The sequence below is a fragment of the Sulfuriferula sp. GW1 genome (assembly GCF_047300855.1).
Taxonomy (GTDB): Bacteria; Pseudomonadota; Gammaproteobacteria; order Burkholderiales; family Sulfuriferulaceae; genus Sulfuriferula.
In genome coordinates this window covers 1361990-1383376 of sequence record NZ_CP170197.1, presented here as the reverse complement: position 1 = coordinate 1383376, position 21387 = coordinate 1361990, and the positions used below count along the sequence as shown (strand labels likewise).

At 55.2% G+C, this 21387-nt stretch carries 16 protein-coding genes and 2 pseudogenes; 12 read left to right on the top strand and 6 right to left on the bottom strand.

The genetic code is table 11. The features are described 5' to 3' along the window. Window positions 1-56: 56 nt before the first annotated feature. The 5 genes and pseudogenes from urtE to urtA form a co-directional block, all read right to left on the bottom strand. Window positions 57-749 carry an urea ABC transporter ATP-binding subunit UrtE gene (urtE, locus tag ACFDAU_RS06905; RefSeq protein WP_413439248.1) on the bottom strand — a complete coding sequence of 231 codons (693 nt, stop codon included), beginning with the start codon at window positions 747-749 and terminating at the stop codon, window positions 57-59. Then, entirely contained in the window at window positions 749-1582 is an 834-nt protein-coding gene (urtD, locus tag ACFDAU_RS06900) for an urea ABC transporter ATP-binding protein UrtD (RefSeq protein WP_413439247.1), read from the bottom strand. Before urtD ends, urtE begins: the two co-directional genes overlap by 1 nt. Beyond that, window positions 1579-2679, bottom strand: coding sequence for an urea ABC transporter permease subunit UrtC (gene urtC / locus ACFDAU_RS06895; RefSeq protein WP_413439246.1), 1101 nt, complete (start codon window positions 2677-2679; stop codon window positions 1579-1581). The genes urtD and urtC overlap by 4 nt, the downstream gene beginning before the upstream one ends. Before the next feature lie 4 nt (window positions 2680-2683). Further along, the gene (gene urtB, locus ACFDAU_RS06890; RefSeq protein WP_413439245.1) at window positions 2684-4285 is read right to left on the bottom strand and encodes an urea ABC transporter permease subunit UrtB; all 1602 of its coding nucleotides are present in this window, start codon (window positions 4283-4285) and stop codon (window positions 2684-2686) included. Window positions 4286-4363: 78 nt separating this feature from the next. After that, a pseudogene (gene urtA / locus ACFDAU_RS06885) lies at window positions 4364-5518 on the bottom strand (urea ABC transporter substrate-binding protein); the annotation flags it as partial. Window positions 5519-6465: 947 nt separating this feature from the next. Between urtA and ACFDAU_RS06880 the strand changes: the two are divergent. The 12 genes and pseudogenes from ACFDAU_RS06880 to ACFDAU_RS06825 form a co-directional block, all read left to right on the top strand. Next, window positions 6466-6651: pseudogene (locus tag ACFDAU_RS06880) on the top strand (helix-turn-helix domain-containing protein); the annotation flags it as partial. 36 nt (window positions 6652-6687) lie between these two features. Next, window positions 6688-7374, top strand: coding sequence for a LysR substrate-binding domain-containing protein (locus ACFDAU_RS06875; protein ID WP_413439516.1), 687 nt, complete (start codon window positions 6688-6690; stop codon window positions 7372-7374). Between the two features lie 150 nt (window positions 7375-7524). Further along, window positions 7525-8925, top strand: a complete 1401-nt coding sequence (locus tag ACFDAU_RS06870; RefSeq protein WP_413439244.1) for an MFS transporter — start codon at window positions 7525-7527, stop codon at window positions 8923-8925. Between the two features lie 194 nt (window positions 8926-9119). Next, window positions 9120-9509, top strand: a complete 390-nt coding sequence (locus tag ACFDAU_RS06865) for a 5-carboxymethyl-2-hydroxymuconate Delta-isomerase (RefSeq protein WP_413439243.1) — start codon at window positions 9120-9122, stop codon at window positions 9507-9509. A gap of 7 nt (window positions 9510-9516) precedes the next feature. Continuing rightward, window positions 9517-10230, top strand: coding sequence for an SDR family oxidoreductase (locus tag ACFDAU_RS06860; RefSeq protein WP_413439242.1), 714 nt, complete (start codon window positions 9517-9519; stop codon window positions 10228-10230). A gap of 233 nt (window positions 10231-10463) precedes the next feature. Further along, window positions 10464-11447, top strand: a complete 984-nt coding sequence (locus tag ACFDAU_RS06855; RefSeq protein ID WP_413439241.1) for an aldo/keto reductase — start codon at window positions 10464-10466, stop codon at window positions 11445-11447. 216 nt (window positions 11448-11663) lie between these two features. Then, a complete protein-coding gene (locus ACFDAU_RS06850; RefSeq protein WP_413439515.1) occupies window positions 11664-13256 on the top strand; it encodes a GH3 auxin-responsive promoter family protein in 1593 nt (530 codons plus the stop codon). A gap of 12 nt (window positions 13257-13268) precedes the next feature. After that, window positions 13269-14144 (top strand): alpha/beta hydrolase, encoded by an 876-nt coding sequence (locus ACFDAU_RS06845; protein WP_413439240.1) that lies wholly within the window; start codon window positions 13269-13271, stop codon window positions 14142-14144. An 82-nt stretch (window positions 14145-14226) separates the two neighbouring features. After that, complete coding sequence (locus ACFDAU_RS06840; RefSeq protein ID WP_413439239.1) at window positions 14227-15342, top strand: mandelate racemase/muconate lactonizing enzyme family protein; 1116 nt, start codon at window positions 14227-14229, stop codon at window positions 15340-15342. Next, window positions 15342-17084: a thiamine pyrophosphate-binding protein gene (locus tag ACFDAU_RS06835; protein ID WP_413439238.1), complete on the top strand. Its 1743-nt coding sequence runs from the start codon at window positions 15342-15344 to the stop codon at window positions 17082-17084. Before ACFDAU_RS06840 ends, ACFDAU_RS06835 begins: the two co-directional genes overlap by 1 nt. 53 nt (window positions 17085-17137) lie before the next feature. After that, on the top strand, window positions 17138-18085 hold the full coding sequence (locus ACFDAU_RS06830; protein ID WP_413439237.1) for a hypothetical protein: 948 nt from the start codon (window positions 17138-17140) through the stop codon (window positions 18083-18085). Window positions 18086-18140: 55 nt separating this feature from the next. Further along, window positions 18141-19352 (top strand): phthiocerol/phthiodiolone dimycocerosyl transferase family protein, encoded by a 1212-nt coding sequence (locus ACFDAU_RS06825; RefSeq protein WP_413439236.1) that lies wholly within the window; start codon window positions 18141-18143, stop codon window positions 19350-19352. A 607-nt stretch (window positions 19353-19959) separates the two neighbouring features. Here the strand turns inward: ACFDAU_RS06825 and sbcB are convergent. Then, the gene (gene sbcB, locus ACFDAU_RS06820) at window positions 19960-21387 is read right to left on the bottom strand and encodes an exodeoxyribonuclease I (protein ID WP_413439235.1); all 1428 of its coding nucleotides are present in this window, start codon (window positions 21385-21387) and stop codon (window positions 19960-19962) included.

Genomic DNA, 21387 nt, shown 5'->3' with positions numbered 1-21387 from the left:
CGTTTATTTGCATTTTTTGACCAGGCATATCGAGTTATCGATTCAATATTGATTGATTAAATGGACAGGTAGCTGCGCACGTTGTCTGCATCCATGCTGCGCCCCGCGCCGCGCTTGATGATTTCACCGCGCACCATCACCAGGTACTGGTCAGCCAGATCGCGGGCAAAGTCGTAGTACTGCTCGACCAGCAAAATGGCCATCTCACCCTCACCGGACAGGCGCCGGATGGCGCGCTCGATGTCCTTGATGATGGAAGGCTGGATACCCTCGGTAGGCTCATCCAGAATCAGCAGTTTGGGGCGCATGGCCAGGGCACGGCCAATCGAGAGCTGTTGTTGCTGACCGCCGGACAAATCGCCGCCGCGCCGGTGCAGCATGTCTTTCAGGACCGGGAATAATTCAAAAATAAGCGGCGGTAATTTTTCCCGGGCCGGCAACCCGGCCAGTCCCATCTGCAAATTTTCGGCTACCGTCAGGCGCGGAAATATCTCGCGCCCCTGCGGCACATAACCGATACCGAGTTGTGCACGCGCATGCGGCGGCAAGCGGGTAATGTCGCGCCCGTCAAACTGGATCTGGCCGGAACGCGCGGGCAGCAAACCCATCAGGCATTTCAGCAGCGTGGTTTTACCGACGCCGTTGCGCCCCAACAGGCAGGTGACGCGCCCTGATTCCAGCGTAAACCCGACATCGCGCAGAATGTGCGAGCCGCCGTAGTATTGATTGATTTGTTCGACTTTAAACATTAGCGTCCCAGATAAACCTCAATCACGCGTTCGTTGTTTTGCACCTGATCCAGGCTTCCCTCGGCCAGCACGCTGCCCTCATGCAACACCGTCACTTTTTTGGCGATCTGTGCGACAAACGCCATGTCATGCTCCACCACCATGAGCGAGTGTTTACCCGCCAGCGACAGGAACAGTTCGGCAGTACGGTCGGTTTCTTCATCGGTCATGCCCGCAACAGGTTCGTCCAGCAGCAGCAATTTGGGGCGCTGGATCAGCAACATGCCGATTTCCAGCCATTGTTTCTGGCCGTGCGAGAGCAGCCCGGCGGGACGATCGGCGCTATCCTGCAAACGAATCAGCTTGAGCGTGTCGGCGATGCGATCACGCGATTCGCTATCCAGCCTGGCGAACAGAGTCGCCCACACACTACGATCCGCCTGCATGGCCAGTTCCAGATTCTCGAACACACTGTGCTGCTCGAACACCGTAGGTTTCTGGAATTTTCGGCCAATACCGCTCTGCACAATTTTGGCCTCATTCATTTTGGTCAGATCCAGGGTCTGGCCGAAGAATGCAGTGCCGCTGTCTGCGCGCGTCTTGCCGGTGATTACATCCATCATGGTGGTCTTGCCGGCACCATTGGGCCCGATGATGCATCGCAACTCGCCGTTGTCTATAGTGAGACTAAGTTGATTGAGCGCCCGGAAACCATCAAAGCTGACGGTGATGTCATCCAGATACAACACCGGACCATGGCTGGCATCCAGCTCGCCCGGCTGCACAAAGTGGGCGAGCCCGGTCAATGCTCCGCCGTCCTGTGTCTCGTTGTTTTCAGTAACCGGGGTATTCATTTCCAGCCACCTGTTATTTTGCGGCGCAATGCACTCAGCAGCCCCATCAGCCCGTGCGGCAGATAAAGCGTAACGACGATGAAAAGCGCACCCAGAAAAAACAGCCAGTAATCGGGAAAACTCACCGTAAGATAACTTTTTGCGGCATTCACCAGCACCGCACCAAGTATCGGGCCGATCAGCGTGGCGCGCCCGCCCACCGCAGTCCAGATGGCGATTTCGATCGAGTTGGCAGGCGACATTTCACTCGGATTGATGATGCCGACCTGGGGCACATACAGCGCTCCGGCGATGCCACTCAAAACGGCCGACAACGTCCAGATGAAGAGCTTGTAGCTGACCGGGTTATAACCGCAAAACATGACGCGCGATTCGGCATCGCGGATGGCCGCGAGCACCCGTCCATATTTGGAGGTGACGATATAACGCCCGAGCAGCAGCGCGCCCAACAATACCAGCCCGGTCAGCATATAAATGGCGACGCGGGTTTCCGGCGCGGTGATGGAATAACCCAGTACGCGCTTGAAATCGGTAAAGCCGTTGTTGCCGCCAAAGCCGGTTTCATTGCGGAAAAACAGCAGCATCGCCGCAAAAGTCAGCGCCTGGGTGATGATGGATAGATACACACCCTTGATGCGCGAACGGAACGCGAAAAAACCGAACATCAATGCCAGCAGCCCGGGCACCAGGATCACCAGTAGCAGGCTATACGCGAAATGCTCGGTCCCGTGCCAGAACCAGGGCAGCGTTTTCCAGTCGAGGAATACCATGAAGTCCGGCACGTTGGCGTGATAAACACCGTCTGCGCCGATGCCGCGCATCAGATACATACCGAACGCATAGCCGCCCAGCGCGAAAAACACGCCGTGTCCAAGCGAAAGAATGCCTGCGTAGCCCCACACCAGATCCATGGCCAGCGCCAGGATGGCGTAGCACATGATCTTGCCGATCAGGGTGATGGCATAACTCGATACATACAGTGAGCTGTGTTTGTCCACGCCCAGATGCAGTATCGGCAAAACGACCAATAAACCGACGGCCAGCACGCCCATTGCCAGCCATACCGATTTTGAAAAGTAACGATAGGGAGTTGTCATGGCCTTAATCCACAGACCGGCCCTTGAGGGCGAACAAACCCTGCGGGCGTTTCTGTATGAACAGGATGATGAATACCAGCACGACGATTTTCGCGATCACCGCACCCGACCAGGATTCCAGCAGCTTGTTGACGATCCCCAGGCCCAGCGCGGCGTAAACCGTACCGGCGATTTGACCGACACCGCCGAGCACGACCACCATGAACGAATCCACGATGTAGCCCTGCCCCATATCCGGCCCCACGTTGCTGATTTGCGATAACGCCACGCCGCCCAGACCGGCAATGCCTGCACCCAGCCCAAACGCCAGCGTATCCACCGTGCCGGTAGGCACACCCAGCGCACCGGCCATGGCACGGTTTTGCGTCACGGCACGCATGAACAGACCCAGCCGCGTACGCGACAGCAGGAAACTCATGAATACCAGAACCACCATGGAAAAACCCAGGATGATGATGCGGTTCCAGGGCAGCACCACGTCCTGGATGATTTCGACCCCGCCGGATAACCAGCTGGGATTCGCCACATCGACGTTTTGCGCACCGAAGCTGACGCGTGCCAGCTGGATCAGGATCAGGCTGATACCCCAGGTCGCCAGCAAGGTTTCCAGGGGCCGTCCATACAGGCGGCGGATCACCAGCCGCTCCATCACCATTCCCACCCCGGCCGCAGCCAGAAATGCTATGGGCAGTGCAGCCAGCACGTACCAGTCGAAATGCTGAGGGAGATGCGTCTTAAACCAGCCCTGCACGAAATAGGTGGCATAGGCGCCCACCATCAGCAGCTCGCCGTGCGCCATATTGATGACGCCCATCACGCCGTAGGTGATCGCCAGACCGAGTGCGGCGAGCAACAGCACGCTGCCCAGACTCAAACCGGAAAACAGGCTGGCAGCCGCGCGTGCCAGGCTGATGCGCAGATCAATGCTTTTCAATGCCTGCTGCGCCGCAGCGCGCACCACCGGGCTGGCCTCGTTGTAGTGGCCATTGTTCTGGATGAGCATGTCAGCCAGTTTGGTACGCACTTCCGGATTATTGGTTGCACCGAGTATTTTGACTGCAGCCAGACGCTCTGCTTCGTTAGAACTACTGATCTGAATGCTGGCCTGTGCCAGCAGCAAATCCTGATGGATTTCTGCGTTAGTCTCCTTCGCCAGCGCTTGTTGTATCAGGGGCAACTGCTCGGGGCGCGGATCCTGCTTCACATCGCGCGCGGCTTTAAGGCGCGTCGCAAGGTCGGAAGAAAAAAGCTTGAATGCAGACAGGGCGCCTTGAACCGCCCCTCTCAGCCGGTTATTCACAATGATGGATTCGGCGCTATCCGGTACCGGACCCAAAGCTTGCAGCGTGGCGGCGTCAATCGCCTGATCATCGCGCACGATCAGCAGGCGTCCCTGATTCTGATACAGCGCGTCATTATCCATGGCAGTGAGCACTGCTTCCGCTTCGCGGCTGGGGTGGCTGGCCAGATATTTCACCACGGCAACTTTGGCATCATTGTCATCGGCTGCCAGCTTGCTCAACTGGCTTGCATCGAGTGCAGCGCGTGCCGGCAGGCTCAACAGGGCGAGCACAATGCAACACAGGTAGATTGCACTACGTGTCATACACGGACTTTCTGAATAGGTGCCGCGAGAACGGGGTTCTCGCGGGGAGCGTCTCCGGGGCATCGCCCCGGTATGGATTTACAGCTTTTGCTTGCCCTCATTGCCCGCGATATACGGACTCCATGGCTGGGCACGGATGGTTTTTGGCGTTTTCCACACCACATTGAATTGCCCGTCTGCGCGGATTTCGCCGATCATGACCGGCTTGTGCAGATGGTGGTTGGTCTTGTCCATTTCCAGGGTAAACCCGGACGGCGCCTTGAAGGTCTGCCCCGCCATGGCGATGCGGACTTTGTCGACCGCATCGGAATGGGCTTTTTCGACCGCCTGTTTCCACATATGGATGCCCACATAAGTGGCTTCCATCGGGTCGTCGGTGACCGGAAAATCCTTCAGGCCCTTCTTCTTGACGTAATCCTTCCACATCTTGACGAAGGCAATATTGACCGGCGACTTGACCGACTCAAAGTAATTCCAGGCGGCCAGATGCCCCACCAGCGGCTTGGCATCCATGCCCGCCAGTTCCTGTTCAGCAACTGAGAACGCCATGACCGGCACATCCGTGGCTTTCAGCCCCTGATTGCCGAGTTCCTTGTAGAACGGCACATTGGAATCGCCATTGATGGTGGAGATCACTGTCGTCTTGCCGCCGCCGGCAAATTTCTTGATGTTGGCGACGATGGTCTGGTAATCGCTGTGGCCGAACGGGGTGTACACCTCCGCAATATCGGCTTCTTTCACGCCTTTGGATTTGAGGAACGCGCGCAGGATTTTATTGGTGGTTCGCGGATATACATAGTCGGTGCCGAGCAGGAAGAAACGCTTGGCGCCGCCGCCATCCTTGCTCATCAGGTATTCCACCGCCGGGATGGCCTGCTGGTTGGGCGCCGCACCGGTGTAAAACACATTCTGGGACAACTCTTCGCCCTCATACTGCACCGGATAAAACAGCAGCCCGTTGAGCTCTTCGAATACCGGCAGTACCGATTTGCGCGACACCGAAGTCCAGCAGCCGAACACCACGGCGACCTTATCCTTGGTCAGCAGCTGACGCGCCTTTTCGGCAAACAGCGGCCAGTTGGAGGCCGGGTCAACCACCACCGGCTCAATCATACGTCCCATCACACCGCCGCTGGCATTGATCTGGTCAAAGGTCATCAGCGCCACGTCCTTGAGCGCGCTCTCCGAAATTGCCATGGTGCCCGAAAGCGAGTGAAGCACACCTACCTTGATGGGGGATTTGTCAGCCGCAAATCCGAAACGATTACCTGCCAGCAAGGTACCCGCTGTGATCGCGCCCATGGTGCCCAAAAACTTGCGACGTTGATTGTCCATCCTGTTATCTCCTTAAAGTTGGCAACTTGACTTTTACTACACCCATACACAGCGAGGTTTTGGGGTTTTAATGCCCTCGCCTTTATGGTCCCTGAGCGATGCTGCCCAACCAAAAAGCAAGTAAGATGCCAGCCTCTATTTAATTCAAATCATTAATTTAACCTATTGAATATATGGTTAATTATTTAACTTTTACGTTTTTTTGGTAGGTGCGTCTTACAACCAGCACGCCCACGGATGATGCACGCCGTAGAGATGCTGCACCAATGCAGTGCTACGTTGTATACAACGAGGCATAGCATGTTTGAGTTACGGTACTTCTATAAATTCCCCCTAATTTTGGTCCACGCAGACAAGGACTCCAACGTTAAGCACATTGAGCCAACGACCGGTGCGGAGCGACGTGAAAGTGGATAAACTTTTTGTTGGAGGAGTAAAACACGGTGCAAAACGAGCTTTTGGTCTCCATAAATGCATTGCGGCCGTTGCTGCAGAGATCAGACAGCCAAGGGATTTCGGTAGGACACGGACGCGCAAACCGAGTGACCAATTTGCTAAAGCGTTGGCTGCTGGCACCCTCCAGGGATCAGTGGACTCCGCGTTATCTACTGGCATATCAGAGGAGTTCACTGTTCGATTCAACCGCCGCACATCCCACAATCGTGTCCTTCTGTTTCGTCGGCTCATCGGTCAGGCAGAGGCTACCGCCCAATCACTGAAACCGAACTTACAATCTGGAGACAAGTGGCTAACACAATATAACTAGTGGATAACTAGTGGTCGGAGGAGCTAACCGTCCTTCCCATTTTCGTCAAAGTGTACGTGCATTGTGCAAAGAAATAGGAATGCTGATTATGTTCAATTGGGAAGATCTTCGATATTTCCTAGCAGTAGCACAGAAGGGGACAATCTCAGGGGCGGCTCGGTCCTTGAGGGTGGATCACGCCACAGTCGGGCGGCGGTTGACGGCCTTGGAAGCTGCCCTCCAAGTTCGATTGGTCGATCGGTTGCCCCGTCGATGGACGCTAACTGACACTGGCAGATGCGTTCTTCAGCTGGGGGCTGAGATGGAAGCAAACGCGTTTTCGATTGAGCGAGCGACCCGGGCAGAACACTCGCCCGTTGTTGGTAAAGTTACGGTTAGCGCTCCGCCTGTCTTGGTCAGCAATTTCTTCGCGAAGTCAGTGGTGACGTTTCGTGCTCAGCATCCAGGGATTCAACTTTCCCTATCTGGCCGAGCGAACAGTGTTTCATTGAGCCGGAGGGAGGCAGATATCGCGGTGCGGCTTTTTCGCCCAGAAGAGGAGGGAAGCGTTGCTCGTCGGCTCGGTATCATGCAATTTGCGCTATATGCGGCGGAAAGCTACGCGCACATCTGTAGGCCCTCCGATTGGGAGTTTATCGCGTACGACGAGGAGTTCGACCACACGCCTCAGCAGCAGTGGTTGCGGAAGATGGCCGGTAATCGGCTCATTGTTTGCGAGGTGAGCGATATAACAAGCCAGTACGCCGCAGCGCGCGCAGGGGTTGGCATTGCCGTACTGCCCTGTTTCTTAGCGGAGCCTGACGGGCAACTGGTGCGCTTACATGTTGATGTCGAGCCTTTCTCCCGAGAAATATGGCTCGTTGTTCATCGCGATTTGAGGCGCGCACAACCTATCCGAGCAGTCATGGACTTCATCACTGAGCTCGTCGAGAAAACACCGAGCCTTCAGACCGACATACCGTTGTCCCGAGTAGACGATCCCATCTGATGCTGACTTTTACACATTGGGGAGCCGTCGGCGACTGAACATGATCAGCATTCCCGAATTTTTGCACAATACACGTGCATTTTTACGGAATTTACGTGCTCAAATTAACGATGATACGCTTGCCCACATTCCAGTCCCGGAGCAACCTCAGTGGGAAATTCACCCATCTCGGTGCGGCAACGTAGTCTGACGTTAGCAGCAACTAGCCTTGGCTTTGTTGTAGTACTACTAGATGTCAGCGTCGTCAATGTTGCCCTTCAACGTTTCCAAGTCGTGTTTGGTGCTAGCGTCACGGGCCTACAATGGGTAGTCAATGCCTATACGTTGACGTTCGCTGCGCTGCTTCTGACCGGCGGTGCATTGGGCGACCGGCTCGGTTCCAAACGTGTATTTGTTGCCGGCTTCGCGTTGTTCACCGTCGCGTCACTCGGATGTGGGCTGGCGCCCACGCTTACGATACTGGTCGTTGCTCGTATCTTTCAGGGCCTAGGCGCGGCGCTGCTGGTCCCCGCTTCTTTGTCTGTGCTTCACCAGTCGTATCCCGATCCGGCGGAGCGAAGTAAAGCGGTTGGCCTATGGGCCAGCGCGGGCGGCATAGCTTTGGCGGCAGGTCCGGTTCTCGGTGGTGTACTGATCGTTCATATTGGCTGGCGCAGCATCTTCCTGGTGAACTTCCCTATTGGCTTGCTTGGCATTTGGTTGACTTTGCGGAATGCGCCACCGACATACCAGTCACGCAGTAAGGGCTTAGACATCGCAGGGCAGGCGGCAGCCATCCTCGCGCTGGGGGGCCTGACGGCAGCCATCATCGAAGCGGGGCCTTTGGGTTGGGACAATCATCTGGTCACCGGTTGTCTAATCTTGTCTCTACTGGCTAGTACATCGTTCCTCTACATCGAGACTACGGGCAAGGCACCGATGCTTCCGCTATCGCTGTTTCGTAACGCCACGTTTTCGGTGGCCTCAGTAATCGGCGTCATCGTCAATTTTGCTTTCTATGGACTGGTGTTTGTCTTCAGCCTGTACTTTCAGTCAATCCAACACTATAGCCCCTTGCAGACCGGGCTTGCCTTCTTACCGATGACCGCTGTCATTATGGTTGGCAACATCATTGCAGGGAATCTGACCGCTAAGGTCGGGCCTCGGCCCCTGATGGTTGTGGGTTTGTTGACAGCCGCAATTGGCTACTTGACGCTTATGCCTGTAATGGCAGGCGCGCCATATCACTCAATTGTATTGCCATTGCTGGTGGCGGGCAGTGGTATTGCGTTGACCGTGCCACCGATGACGAGCGCATCGTTGTCGGCGGTAGACCACTCACGAGCCGGAATCGCGTCCGGTGTCTTGAACTCTGCGCGGCAGGTGGGAGGCGTGTTTGGCGTCGCTGTATTTGGTTTCTTGGTCCGGGACGAGCGGCCCGAATCTTTCATGGCTGGTATGCACATGTCGTTGGTGATTGCCGTGGTACTGTTGGCGAGCGGCTCTGTGATGAGCTTCTTCGGCGTTACTTCGCGACCGGGAGGTCTTATCAGGGTAAAAGCAAAACTGTGAGGCGGAATGACGTCCCGCACGCTTCGCCGTCCGGCACCAAGCGGGACGTATGTTATCGCTGCCGCCGCTCAACATGAAGGGAGCGAGGCAATTTTCGAGTTCGAGGTCGAAGATATACGCTAACCATGGGAATTGATGTGAATGGCGGGTCGATTGACTTTTGAAGCGCATCAGCTAATAAGGAGGAGTTGAGTATGCCACACCTGATTCTGGAGTATTCGAACAACATACGCGATGAGCTAGACCTTCCGAAGCTTCTATTGGACGTCCATCGTGCCATCGTCGATACCGGAATCTTCAAGTTGAAGTTTTTCAAGAGCCGGGTGATCAAGCACGATATCTTCTTCATCGGCGATGGCTCAGTCGACCAAGCATTCGTGCATCTTGCAATTCATACAGTTTCGGATCGCACCGGCGACGACACCCGCAAGGCGATGATCACCAAGGCAGCGATGGACGTTCTCCAGGAAGCTTTCCCAAAGACGTTCAACGAATTTGAATGCGATCTTTCGGTGCGGATAACCGAGGTGGTTCCCGCCAGTTATGCCCGGCTGCTCACGCCTGGGGTTAATGCTCTTCCCTGAGAACACTATGTCTGACTTCAAAAATGCAAAGGTGCTTGTTGTGGGTGGCAGTTCTGGTATCGGACTCGCCGCCAGCAAGGCATTCGCTGCTGCGGGTGCCAACGTGACCATAGCTTCGCGCTCGGAGGATAAGGTCCGGCTGGCCACGCAACGGCTTGGCCATGGTGTGGTGGGGTGCACATTGGATACGAGGGACGAACAGGCAATAGAAGCGTTCTTCTCGGCAGGATCGGTTTGGGATCACGTAGTCATTACGGCTGCGCAGACGCCGAGCGGACCAGTGCGAGGGTTATCACTTCTCGAAGCGTACGAAGCGATGAACAGCAAGTTTTGGGGCGCCTATCGAGTAGCACGTTACCTCCAGGTACGGGATTCGGGTTCTGTTACGTTCGTGTCAGGCTATCTCTCAGTAAGGCCTAGTAAATCATCCGTTTTGCAGGGCGCCATCAACGCGGCAGTCGAAGCTCTCGCCCGTGGCCTAGCCATTGAGCTATCGCCAGTACGGGTGAACGCAGTATCGCCAGGTCTCGTGGCCACCCCCCTGTGGGACGCAGTCCCTGAGGACACACGCCTCGCGATGTACAAGACGGCCGCATCACGGTTGCCCGTGCGACGCGTTGGTCAACCGGAAGACGTTGCTGGCGCAATCCTCTATCTTGCTGGCAACAAGCACTCGACGGGCGCCACGGTTCTCGTAGATGGGGGAGGGACGATCTGCTAAGTGCGACGCGCGGAGGAGTATCCGCATATTTCACGGTGTTACCTGCCGCGCGTTCAAAGGTTTGCCTATTGGTAAATTAGTGAGTAGTCCTCGGGCATGAATTGCTGTCACCGTTGGGTTGTTCCAATGTGGAGCAAAGCCTCTTCGATCGTCAGTTGAGATATCTGGTAAGAATTGGCTGCATTCGCTGGTAGTAGGTCTTCAAGAAATTAAACCTAGTTTAGGAGCTAAATATGCTAGAAAAACGATTGTTGGGTCAACAGGGACTTGAGGTGTCAGCACTGGGATTGGGTTGTATGGGCATGAGTCAATGGTATGGGGAGCCTGATGATCGCGAGTCAGTTTTGACTATTCGCCGTGCGCTCGATCTCGGCGTGACGTTCTTTGATACCGCCGAAGGTTATGGTCCATTCACGAACGAGGTGCTGCTCGGTCAAGCACTACGAGGGCGCCGGCATGATGCAGTGGTCGCAACTAAGTTCGGCTTCCTCGTCCACAACGGCAACATTTCTATCGACAGTCGGCCCGAGCACATTCATGAGGTCGTTGATGCGTCGCTTACGCGGATGGGTACAGACTACATTGACCTTCTCTATCAGCACCGCGTTGATCCTCGGGTAATGATCGAAGATGTTGTCGGCGCCATGAGCGATCTCGTTGAGGCTGGAAAAGTCCGTTTCATAGGCCTCTGCGAAGCAGGCGAAACTACCATCAGGCGAGCCCATGCCGTCCACCCCATCTCGGCTGTTCAAAGCGAATACTCGCTTTGGGAGCGCAACCTTGAAAGTGATGTACTACCCGTGCTACGCGAACTGGGCATCGGCTTAGTCCCGTTCTGTCCGCTGGGACGAGGTTTTCTGACTGGAACTGTTCACCGTGCGGAAAGTTATCCGGAAAACGACTTCCGGCGGCAAGACCCTCGTCTGCAGGGCGACAACTTCGACGCGAACGTCCGGGCAGCCGAGCGAGTTAGGAGCCTTGCGCGTGAGCTCGAGCTCACGCCTGCGCAACTGGCGCTCGCTTGGGTGCTGCATAAAGGTAAGGATATCGCTCCAATTCCCGGCACGAAACGGCGTCAGTACTTGGAGGAAAATGTCGGAGCCGGCTCGCTCGAGCTAGACGCTGAGACTATTAGTTTGTTGGACGAAGCATTGCGTCCCGGCGTGGTCGCCGGCGAACGTTACAACGAACGGATGATGGCTCTCGTTGACCGTTAAATATATGGCGCTGAAAAGCCAACTGTTGCGCTGTCGGAAAACTTACTTCCGAAGCTGCACATCTGTGGCCCAAGCTACGCTTTACTGACTGGCTGCGGCGACGACCGCAGCCTCCATACAACCTTTTACAAAATGTGATTGTCATCATGAAAACGTCAGACTGGATCGGCCCGTAAAAGCCCATTCAAGACAGAGTGCGAGTACGAACGAGCACGTCTGCTGGACGATATCAGGGACCCTCGCCGGGCTCAGCAACAGGTGCTCGAGGACCTTGTACATATCAGCGCGGACTCGTTGCATTGGAAGAAGGAGAAGTTTAGCGGTGGTCCAAATCCATCGATGTGGTTTCGCCGGACGCTTCCCATCCGACGCTATAATGATTTTGAGCCTCTCCTTGATGCTGAAACACACACCAAAGGTGGTGTATTAAGCTGCAGCCCGGTGATCCGGTGGCTCAAGACCAGTGGCACTATGGGGGTGTCTAAGAAAATTCCATACACACTCCACTGGCTGGTCCAGTACCGGATTCCCGCCATGAAGGCCATGTGGGCGACCTACATTGATTATCACCCGGCGCTCCTTTCAAACCCCTATGCCGTGCTGGACACCCAGACGGTCCGTGAGTCAAGCAACGACTTTGTCCACGGCGTTCCTCACCAGGCAATCAGCAACCGGCATCCACGAGTGACCGGAAACGACTGGAACCCTCCGTGGTACGAAGCGCCTTGGTTCGGTCCATCTGTACCTAACAGACACGAGGACCGGATGTACTACAGGCTAAGGCATCTGATCGGCAAAGACTTACGATTTATCTCCTCAATCAATCCGAGCACGTTGATTTCGCTGCGAGATCACCTCCTTATGTTTGCGGAGGCCCTGATCAAAGATGTCTACGATGGAACGCTGAAAGGCGTACGCATTGACGACGGCAATCAGTTCGTTGCTAGAAACCTGGAGCGAGTTTTACAAGGCCCAGACGTCAACCTACGTGATGTGTGGCCGACACTAGAGCTGTTTAGTTGCTGGTTGTCCGCTTCCGCAAAGCTCTATAGCAGGAATCTCTCCAGCATCTTTCCCAATGTCGCACGGATTCCATTCATGAGTTGCGGCACCGAGGGCGTCGTCACCATTCCAGTCGACAACGATCCTGATAGCCAACCGCTTGCAGTGAATCAAGGATATTACGAGTTCGTGCCAGCGTCAGAGGACCTCGACGCGGCACTCGATGCTGGCAAGGTGCTTGACACGATGCTGTTCGACGAACTCAAGATCGGGGAGGATTACCACCTTGTGATGTCGCAGGGGAATGGTTTGTACCGCCTCGTGACCGGTGACATCTTCAGGGTTGCTGGCAGGGTTGGCGATGTACCCAGATTGCATTTCGTGCGCCGGGCTGGTGTCTTCCATTCATTCACCGGCGAAAAGCTGACAGAAGCTCAGGTAACAGAAGCCATCACTGTTGCGCTGGCGCAGGCCGGCCTCGGGATGGGTTTGTACATGTGTGGCCCATGCTGGGAGACAGTACCGTTCTACATCGCTCTGGCGGAAACTCGGGACGGTCACGGTACTGAGGATCAGGCATTCGCGCACAGCGTTGATGAAACCCTACAGCGTATCAATATTGAATATGCGTCGAAACGCAAGAGCAAGCGGCTCGACGGCATCCGTGTAATAACAGTGCCGCCGAATTCGATCAGCCGATACGTCGACCGAAAGCGCGCGAACGGTAATTCGACGCAGTTCAAGTACAAACCCTTCCATCAAGACACAAAGTTTGTTCAAGAGATCATCAACACCATCGGCAACTGATAGGAGGCGAGAATGTTTGTCCAGTACATCACTGAAGGTATTAAGAAAGAAATTTCTATTCTCCGGCGCGACGACCATGACATTGCTCTCCACGCATGGCGTCCACGGCAACCCAAAGGGGCGATCTTCTACTTCCACGGGCTACAAAGCCACGCCGGTTGGGTGTGGGAGGCCGGCACTCAGTTCGCCAGCAACGACATTACGCTATACGTCCTTGACAGACGGGGCTCTGGCATCAGTGATGGTATCAAGAACGAATTGCCACCGGCTGATACTCTCCTTGATGACTATGTGGAAGCGCTCCGCTTTGCCAAGCGACAGCTGCCGGACGGCACACCGTTATGTCTGTTCGGCCATTGCCTCGGCGGATCGATTCTGGCGGCACTCTTGCGTCATGAGGAGTTTGACATCGATTACGACAATAGTGTTTTCTGCTCCGCTTGGCTCGGCCGCTTGCACGCAACCCTGACTCCTGAGCAACAGAAAGCTTTGGCGAGCGACTCTAGCGATGATCTTTGGGATGCAAATCTTGAACCTACAGATTTCACTAATATTGAACGATACCTCAGTTATATCAAGAATGATCAGTTAGCCATCCGGTATCTAACGCGACGTTCAAGGAGTGTATTGTGGCATCTTGAAGAACATTACGTGACACCCGGCGCGCTTGTTTGTCGCAAGCCGACCGTTTTCATTTCTGGAACGGAAGACCCGGTTATCAATCTTGCAAGCGCTCGCGATGGTTATCGGCAAGTCAGCGGTGGGGAGGGAATGATCTTGCAACTGCCCGCCGACAAGCATTACTTGTTCTTCACAGAGGCGCGTTCCCAACTGGTCAACTGGACATCGTGCTATGTGCTGTCACGCGGCTATCACGGCCATGCTTGACGCTAAACTATTCCATGTCCGTCAGCCAATGAAGTTCCCATTCGGGCACGCTGCAGCTTCACGGCGGTGCTCCGACAGTATCGTGCTTGAGCTGACCTATGACATATTCACCGGGCTCGGCGAATGCGCACCACGACCATACGTTACGAGCGAGACGTCGACTGATGTGCTGCAGTCGTGCAAGCAGGTCGATGTTAGTCTGCTAGTGAGGTTACTCGAAACGCTCGATGCTAGAGCCCTGATTGATGAACTCTATGGGCGCGGTATCGCTGCTATCGCTGGTCTTCCATCCGGCAACAATGTCATTTGTCTATTTGAAATGGCGATTCTCGACATAGTGGCTCATCGTGAGGGGCTGCCGCTACGCGACATACTTGCGATGGCGTGTCATATTCACAAAAATGGATCGGTGGTCGGAGCTAACCCGGCATATATCTTGGTAACGCAGGTTCTCGACCTTGATGCAGACATTGAACAGTTCCTTGATCAACGAGGACCATTCCATTTCATCAAACTAAAGGCATCCAATGATTTGCGGGAAAATGTCCGGAGGGCTGAATTTCTACGTATAAGATTGGGCGACGATGTGCCGCTGATCGTTGATGCGAACATGGCGTGGGACGTACGAGAGGCGGCGGACAACATCAAGGCGTTGCATGAAATGTCTGTGAGCCTTTATGAGGAACCGATTGCGAAGGGCCGATACGCCGAACTGTGCAAACTCCGCGAGACTTTGGGGGTGCGCATTATGCTCGATGAATCACTCTGTTCGTACAAAGATGCATTGATTGCTCTTCGCTACGACGCCTGTGACGCGTTCAACATACGCGTTTCCAAGTGCGGTGGCTTACTGAACTCCATCAGGCTTGTCGAACTAGCTCGGGAACGTGGAATCGCATATCAAATTGGCGTCCAGGTTGCTGAGGTCGGGCCACTGATTGCTGCTGAACGTCATCTGGCCTTTCTTTGCAACGATCACCTAACTGTGGAGGCGGGACAATCAGACCGCTTCTTCGACAGACTAATTGTGGCGCCTGCACCACCAGTCGATCGTCTCACCAACACAATCTCTCTTCCTTCTGGCACTGGGCTCGGCGTCTCGCTGACGCGCGAAGCAGATGCCTACCTTGAAGCAACCTACCGTTCCACAACCCGCGGCTGGCAGTCCGTGCAACTACCAATCAAAGGGACGGCCTGATGAAATATTTTTCCGATATCGTTATCGATTTCTTAAAACAGCAGGGTATCGAGTACGTCTGCTTCAATCCCGGCGCATCCTTCCGCGGGCTGCACGACTCTCTCGTCGTTGAACGTGACGACATCGACGGCCAACCGCTAGAGTTGGTGATGTGTTGCCATGAGGAGATTTCGGTCGCAATCGCGCATGGTTACTACAAGGCATCCGGGCGACATATGGCCATATTGGTTCATGCGAACATTGGCCTGCTGCATGCAAGCATGGCGATGTTCAACGGCTGGTGCGATAGAGTCCCCTTGCTAGTAATCGGCGGCAATGGACCTATAGACTCAGCCAAGCGCCGACCATGGATCGACTGGATTCATACTTCCCAACACGTCGATTCCACGGTCAAGGACTTCGTCAAATGGAGCGACCAGCCGGTGGGTCAACGGGCGACGCTGGAGTCGCTTTATCGCGCCTTCCGGTTGATGAACACCGAACCAAGCGCACCTGTGTATGTCGCGATCGACGCGGAAACTCAGGAAGAACCCCTTGCGGCTGACGTTATGCTCTCGGCGCCAATTCAAGCTTTAGCATCTGTGCTGCCGCCCGTAGCCGACAACGTTATCACGCAAATTATCGGCAGGATGTTGGACGCTACGTTACCAGTCATCATTGTCGATTTCACCGGCAGGAATCCTGCCGCGGTCCAACCATTGATCGAACTGGCAGAAGCCACCGGTGCGGCCGTTGTTGACAAGGCGAACCGCTTCAACTTCCCGAACACTCACCCGCTGAGCTTAATTGACGGTTCCGAAGATGCCATTACAGCTGCGGACTTTGTGCTCGCTCTTGACGTGCAAGATCTTTGGGGAGCATTAACTGCACGGTGGGAATCTGGTGATAGCAATCCTTTATTCATTGCTGCAGTCGGATACGGGGATTTGTTGGTCAGTAAATGGGCAGCCGACTATCAGCGTCTTGTACCGATCGACCTGCCGCTGATAGGCGACAGTTGCCAAACTCTCCAACGCCTCGCCGCGGCGGTCAAGCAGTCTTCACTGGCTGCCGATCCGGGGTGGAATCGGAAACGGCATACCCGTGCCGCACGCATCGCCGATCTTCATCACACGAACCGGACACGGTGGCGGGTTCACGCCGACGAAAGGCGGTCCGCTCTAGAAATAGACGTGACGTCTGCACTAGTCGAGATCCATGCGGCGCTTAAGGCTGAGAAATGGGTGCTTACCAATACGGGTAGCGTCACCGTCGATAGCTGGGTCAAGCGTTTATGGGACATCGATCGCACTGGTTCGTACCTTGGGCTTAGCGGCGGTGCAGGCCTGGGCTATGGACTAGGCGCGTCGGTCGGCGCCGCACTGGCTCATAAGGACAGCGACTCAATTTGCGTCAACCTACAGTCAGACGGCGACCTACTGTACACCCCAAGCGCATTATGGACCTTGTCTCAGTATGCTATCCCGTTGTTAACGATCGTCATGAACAACCGACTGTACTTGAACTCACAACAGCACGCTGAACAGATAGCCCGACTTCGGTCCCGCAACACTATCGCGTCCGTAATCGGAACTAGCTTCTATGACAACCCGGTCGATTTTCTGAAGCTCGCGGATTCGTTCAACATTCTCGTTGAAAGGCGCTTGACAGAGCTCGAGCAGATACAGCCGGCTATCAGAGCCGCCGTTGCCCACATCAAGTCCAACCGTCGTCCTGTGGTTGTTGAGTTGGTCATGTCGTGACCGCGCAAGCGTGCCTACCGTGTTACACCCTTCCACTCCTAGGAGATTCGCTGATGGAAACGATTTTTGAATGTGAATACCGTGGTTCACGATGTTTGGGGTTTGGAAGGCCACCACTGATAGGTCCCAGTGACGTCTATGAAGTCGATTTGCCTGTAGTTGAGTTATTAAAGCAATATGAGGATGAACATCACTACGGTGCAATCGGCGACTTTCTTCGTTCGCACATCGGCCACCGCATAACTGTTGGTGACACAGGTGCCTTCCACTTGAGGCCACCCATGATGCCAGCCGAGCAGGCGACTGCTATTGTCAGCGGCTTCGGTCTGACGCACAAGACAAAGCGGCCACCACAAACTGACAATTCGAAGAGCGGGGCGCAAGGTTATCCTGCCTGGTTTTTTAAGGGTTTCGGCAGTTGTCTTAAGTCCACCGGCCAGCGTTTAACAGTACCAAAATCAGCCGTAGGAGTGTGTGAAGAGGCAGAGGTTGTGATGGTCTACTTGGTCGACAGTAAGGGTTGCCCACAGTATCTAGGCTACTCATTTGGAAACGACTTGACGGATATCGGACAGATCAAGGCGAACTCGTCGCATCTCTCTTACGGGAAGTTGTGCGACTGCGCAATCGCGGCAACTTTGGTCTTGGCACCGCCGCCAGTATGCGTCGACGGAAGCGTTTCCATTGACCGCGACGGACAGCGCGTTTGGGATGGCCTATTCACTACTGGAACTAGTGCTTTGTTTTTCGACCTCGACCATATGCTGCAGAAACTTTGGTCACACGCTAGCCTGAGGCCGCCGAGCACAGTCCATTACGTGTATCTAGGCGCCGACAAGAACAGTTCCGACTATGGCTTTGGCATTCGAGACCGCGATATCGTCACCATCCGGTTTGCTGAGGATGCGGTGCTCTCAAACCAGGTTTGGATCGGCGAGGCGGACGAGTTTACCGAACGCCGGCCCATTGAGATGTTGAGTCGCGTCCAGACTCGAGTGTGACATTAACATGGGGAAAGTCAGATCACTCAGTATGGTGGAGGCTAGTTTTGCCTATATGCATAGCCTTCTCAGCGGTAACACGCAAGTCACGACCCTGGTCACCGTCGATGGATACCACACGATAGAGAACGTTCGTACCTGCCTATCATCCGTGTTTCTGCGATATCCACTTCTTGCTGCCTGCATTAGGGAAGAGCAGGGAGCACTCTGGTTCTATCTGCATAATGACTTTAGTCGTATAGAGATTAGCGAGATACCCGCGCCGGAAGGTCTATGCGCGCACGATCTGCTACAACACGAACTGTCTGATTTACTGCCATCAGAACACGCATTGTGGCGGATGCGGATGGCCACTGAACGGGACGATAACGTAACGCATTTCTTATTCACACGTAACCACGCTATCTCAGATGGTCATTCGACGTGCGTCATTTTTTCTGACTTCCTCGCTGCATTATATGGAGAGCGCTGTGCCACCTCCCGGGTGCTGACAGGCGAGTTTCCTCGGGGCCTTGACGAGTGGGTCAGCGAGGGAATGACTATCGGATGCGCGAAGCGGTCAGTTGACGACGCGGCGGAAGCTGTGACAGATTCGCGATCACGCCTCCCGCTATATGACAATGTCCCAGTCGGAAACCGTGCAACTGGTGTGTCAATTATCGGCCTGCGGGAAGCCGCTGCGGGCCGCATCATAAATGCTTGCCATACACATAACGTGTCAGTGAACGATCTTTTCTCTGCGGTACTCGTCAAGTGCTTCTGCGATGCTACGGTGACTAACGAAACCAATCTGTTCACGGCAGTATCGCTCAGAAACCGCCTGGGCGTGCCCGGCCACATCGGTGATACCGGGTGTTTCATTACTGTGCTAGACAACCATGTGTCGTATTCAGGCGAATCTGTGATCGAACTCGCTGCACGCCAAAGCGCTGCATTACGTGAATCGATGCGAGCATGGAGGCCCGCCAATCGGACCCACTCGCAAATAAAAACCTCGATCGCACAAATGAGGGAAAGCCAGCATTTCCCAGGGATATCAATAACCAATCTTGGTGTGGTGGACGGTATAATCGGTGCGAGATCACAGGTTGTCCGCGAATTCCGCACCGTCGTCAATAGGGCAGGGGCTAACTATGGCATCGTGTTGCATCTCTCTACGCTCCATGGCCAGTTCACCATCACCCTAACTTATCCCACGCCGAGTATGCCACACGAGATAGTGAGCCGACTCTCGACCCAGTTCTCTCACATACTTGAAGCACTGTGAGCCTGCAGTAATTAAAGGCACTTCTAAAAAATTCCGGTAATCTTGGTTCACCCAGACAATGGCCTAAACGTTAAGCATATTGAGCCAACTACCTACAGAGCGCGGCATGCAAAACAGTTCTTTGACCTTGAGAACCAGTACGCCAGCCTGAGCGAGGCAGGAGACCCGCTGGAGTGGCTCAATGCCATGATCGACTGGGATTCGCCCCCTCCTGGAGCGCATCCACACCAAGCGACGCAAAAGCCCGGCGGGACACAGGCATAGAAGTCTGGGCAACCTGCGAGCCATTGGCGCTGCGCGCGCAGCAGTCGGGATGGGTTTGATGAACCTGAACTCCAACCTCGCTCGCGTCGAGATACTCATTCGCACCAAAGTTTTTAGCTTCGAGAATGCCAGTGCGTCCAAAATGCGAATGGTGACATGAAAACGGGGGGAGTCGCCTCAAACAGCTCATATTGAGCTCAAAAATTGTCGAGCCCCAGCAAAAATGGAAACTCGAGCCGAAAATTTTAAAAAATGAAACTTGTCTATGCAGCCGCGACTCTCACACGTGATTTATAGAAGTGCGCTCGATTTATTCCTGCATTAACAGCGGGTATGATATCTATCAGGCAGTTTCAGGCGCTATCGCTTCAGCATAGTCATACAACGCGGCCAGAATTTCTTCGCCGCGCTCGTCCGTTGTTTCAGCCAGCGCATCAATTTCGTTGAACAATTTCTCCAGCGTGCGTGCGCCGCCTGCGCCTTCGAACAGGCGCGCGGCGCGGTGCTCGTGCCAGCGCTGCGCTTCGCTATCGGTTAACGTAGCGGGGAAATTGCGGGCGCGGTAGCGGAACAGCAGTTCTTCCAGACGCGGGTCGTCGAAGCTGGGCTGGGCTTGCGCCAGTTGTTCGGGCGGCAGGCTGCGCAACCGGTTCAGCACGCGGCGGTCGTTGTTGCCGACGAAACCGCCGTACAAATCCGCGTCCACATCCACGGCCCCTGCTGCCGGACGATGGAATACTTCGCGCCAGATGTTCAACATATCCGGCGCATTGGCAAAGCGGCCAGCGTGTTGCAAGCCGGACGCGATATCCATGCCCCAGCGCTCGGCCATGGCAGGCGTCAGCGTGTTGAGGTTGTTGATGACGACGGGCGATTTGTTGAGATGGATGGTCTTGATCGGCAGACGGCTCACGCCTTCCGGCAAGGCAGCAGCTGCAGTGAACATGCGGGTACGAATGCTGGCGGCGTCGAGCTCGAACAGTTCGGCGGGATCGAACGCCAGATCCCACACGATCACTTCGTTTTTATTGGTGGGGTGCAGCGCCAGCGGCCACGCCAGCATCAGGCAACCGCGCTCGGCCGGTACCATACCGGACACATGCAGGAACGGACGCGGCGCGTGCAGGCTGATCTGTTCGGCCACCGCGTCTTTTTTGTGCAGGGTGAAGCAAAAATCAAACAGGCGCGGCTGCTGCCGGCGGATCAGCTGCGCCAGCGCGATGGTGGCACGCACGTCGGACAGCGCATCGTGCGCAGCAGCGTGGGCAAGGCCATTGGCGGCACTGAGGTGCTCGAGCTTGAAACTCGGGCGTCCATCCTCATTGCTCGGCCAGACGATGCCTTCCGGTCGCAGTGCGTAGGTGGTGCGCACCACGTCGAGCAAGTCCCAGCGCCCACAGTTGTTTTGCCACTCGCGCGCGTAGGGGTCGGCCAGATTGCGCCACAGCAAGAAACGCGTGAATTCGTCGTCGAAACGGATGGTGTTGTAACCCACACCAATGGTTCCGGACTGGCTGAACGCCTGCTCGATCTCGCTGGCGAACTGGTATTCGGGCACGCCGCGTTCCAGGCACAGCTGCGGCGTGATGCCGGTAATCAGGCAGGATTGCGGATCGGGCAGGTAATCGGGCGCGGGCTGGCAGTAGGTCATTACTGCCGCGCCGATTTCGTTTAATTCCGCATCGGTACGGATGGCGGCGAACTGGGCGGGACGATCGCTGCGCGGGTCGATGCCGAAGGTTTCATAGTCGTGCCAGAGAAAGGTGTGCAT

Excerpts from the sequence above, each read along its gene's own strand:
- urtE (WP_413439248.1), bottom strand. The coding sequence starts at position 749 with ATGTTTAAAGTCGAACAAATCAATCAATACTACGGCGGCTCGCACATT.
- urtD (WP_413439247.1), bottom strand. The coding sequence starts at position 1,582 with ATGAATACCCCGGTTACTGAAAACAACGAGACACAGGACGGCGGAGCA.
- urtC (WP_413439246.1), bottom strand. The coding sequence starts at position 2,679 with ATGACAACTCCCTATCGTTACTTTTCAAAATCGGTATGGCTGGCAATG.
- urtB (WP_413439245.1), bottom strand. The coding sequence starts at position 4,285 with ATGACACGTAGTGCAATCTACCTGTGTTGCATTGTGCTCGCCCTGTTG.
- ACFDAU_RS06875 (WP_413439516.1), top strand. The coding sequence starts at position 6,688 with ATGGAAGCAAACGCGTTTTCGATTGAGCGAGCGACCCGGGCAGAACAC.
- ACFDAU_RS06865 (WP_413439243.1), top strand. The coding sequence starts at position 9,120 with ATGCCACACCTGATTCTGGAGTATTCGAACAACATACGCGATGAGCTA.
- ACFDAU_RS06860 (WP_413439242.1), top strand. The coding sequence starts at position 9,517 with ATGTCTGACTTCAAAAATGCAAAGGTGCTTGTTGTGGGTGGCAGTTCT.
- ACFDAU_RS06855 (WP_413439241.1), top strand. The coding sequence starts at position 10,464 with ATGCTAGAAAAACGATTGTTGGGTCAACAGGGACTTGAGGTGTCAGCA.
- ACFDAU_RS06845 (WP_413439240.1), top strand. The coding sequence starts at position 13,269 with ATGTTTGTCCAGTACATCACTGAAGGTATTAAGAAAGAAATTTCTATT.
- ACFDAU_RS06835 (WP_413439238.1), top strand. The coding sequence starts at position 15,342 with ATGAAATATTTTTCCGATATCGTTATCGATTTCTTAAAACAGCAGGGT.
- ACFDAU_RS06830 (WP_413439237.1), top strand. The coding sequence starts at position 17,138 with ATGGAAACGATTTTTGAATGTGAATACCGTGGTTCACGATGTTTGGGG.
- ACFDAU_RS06825 (WP_413439236.1), top strand. The coding sequence starts at position 18,141 with ATGCATAGCCTTCTCAGCGGTAACACGCAAGTCACGACCCTGGTCACC.
- sbcB (WP_413439235.1), bottom strand. The coding sequence starts at position 21,387 with ATGCACACCTTTCTCTGGCACGACTATGAAACCTTCGGCATCGACCCG.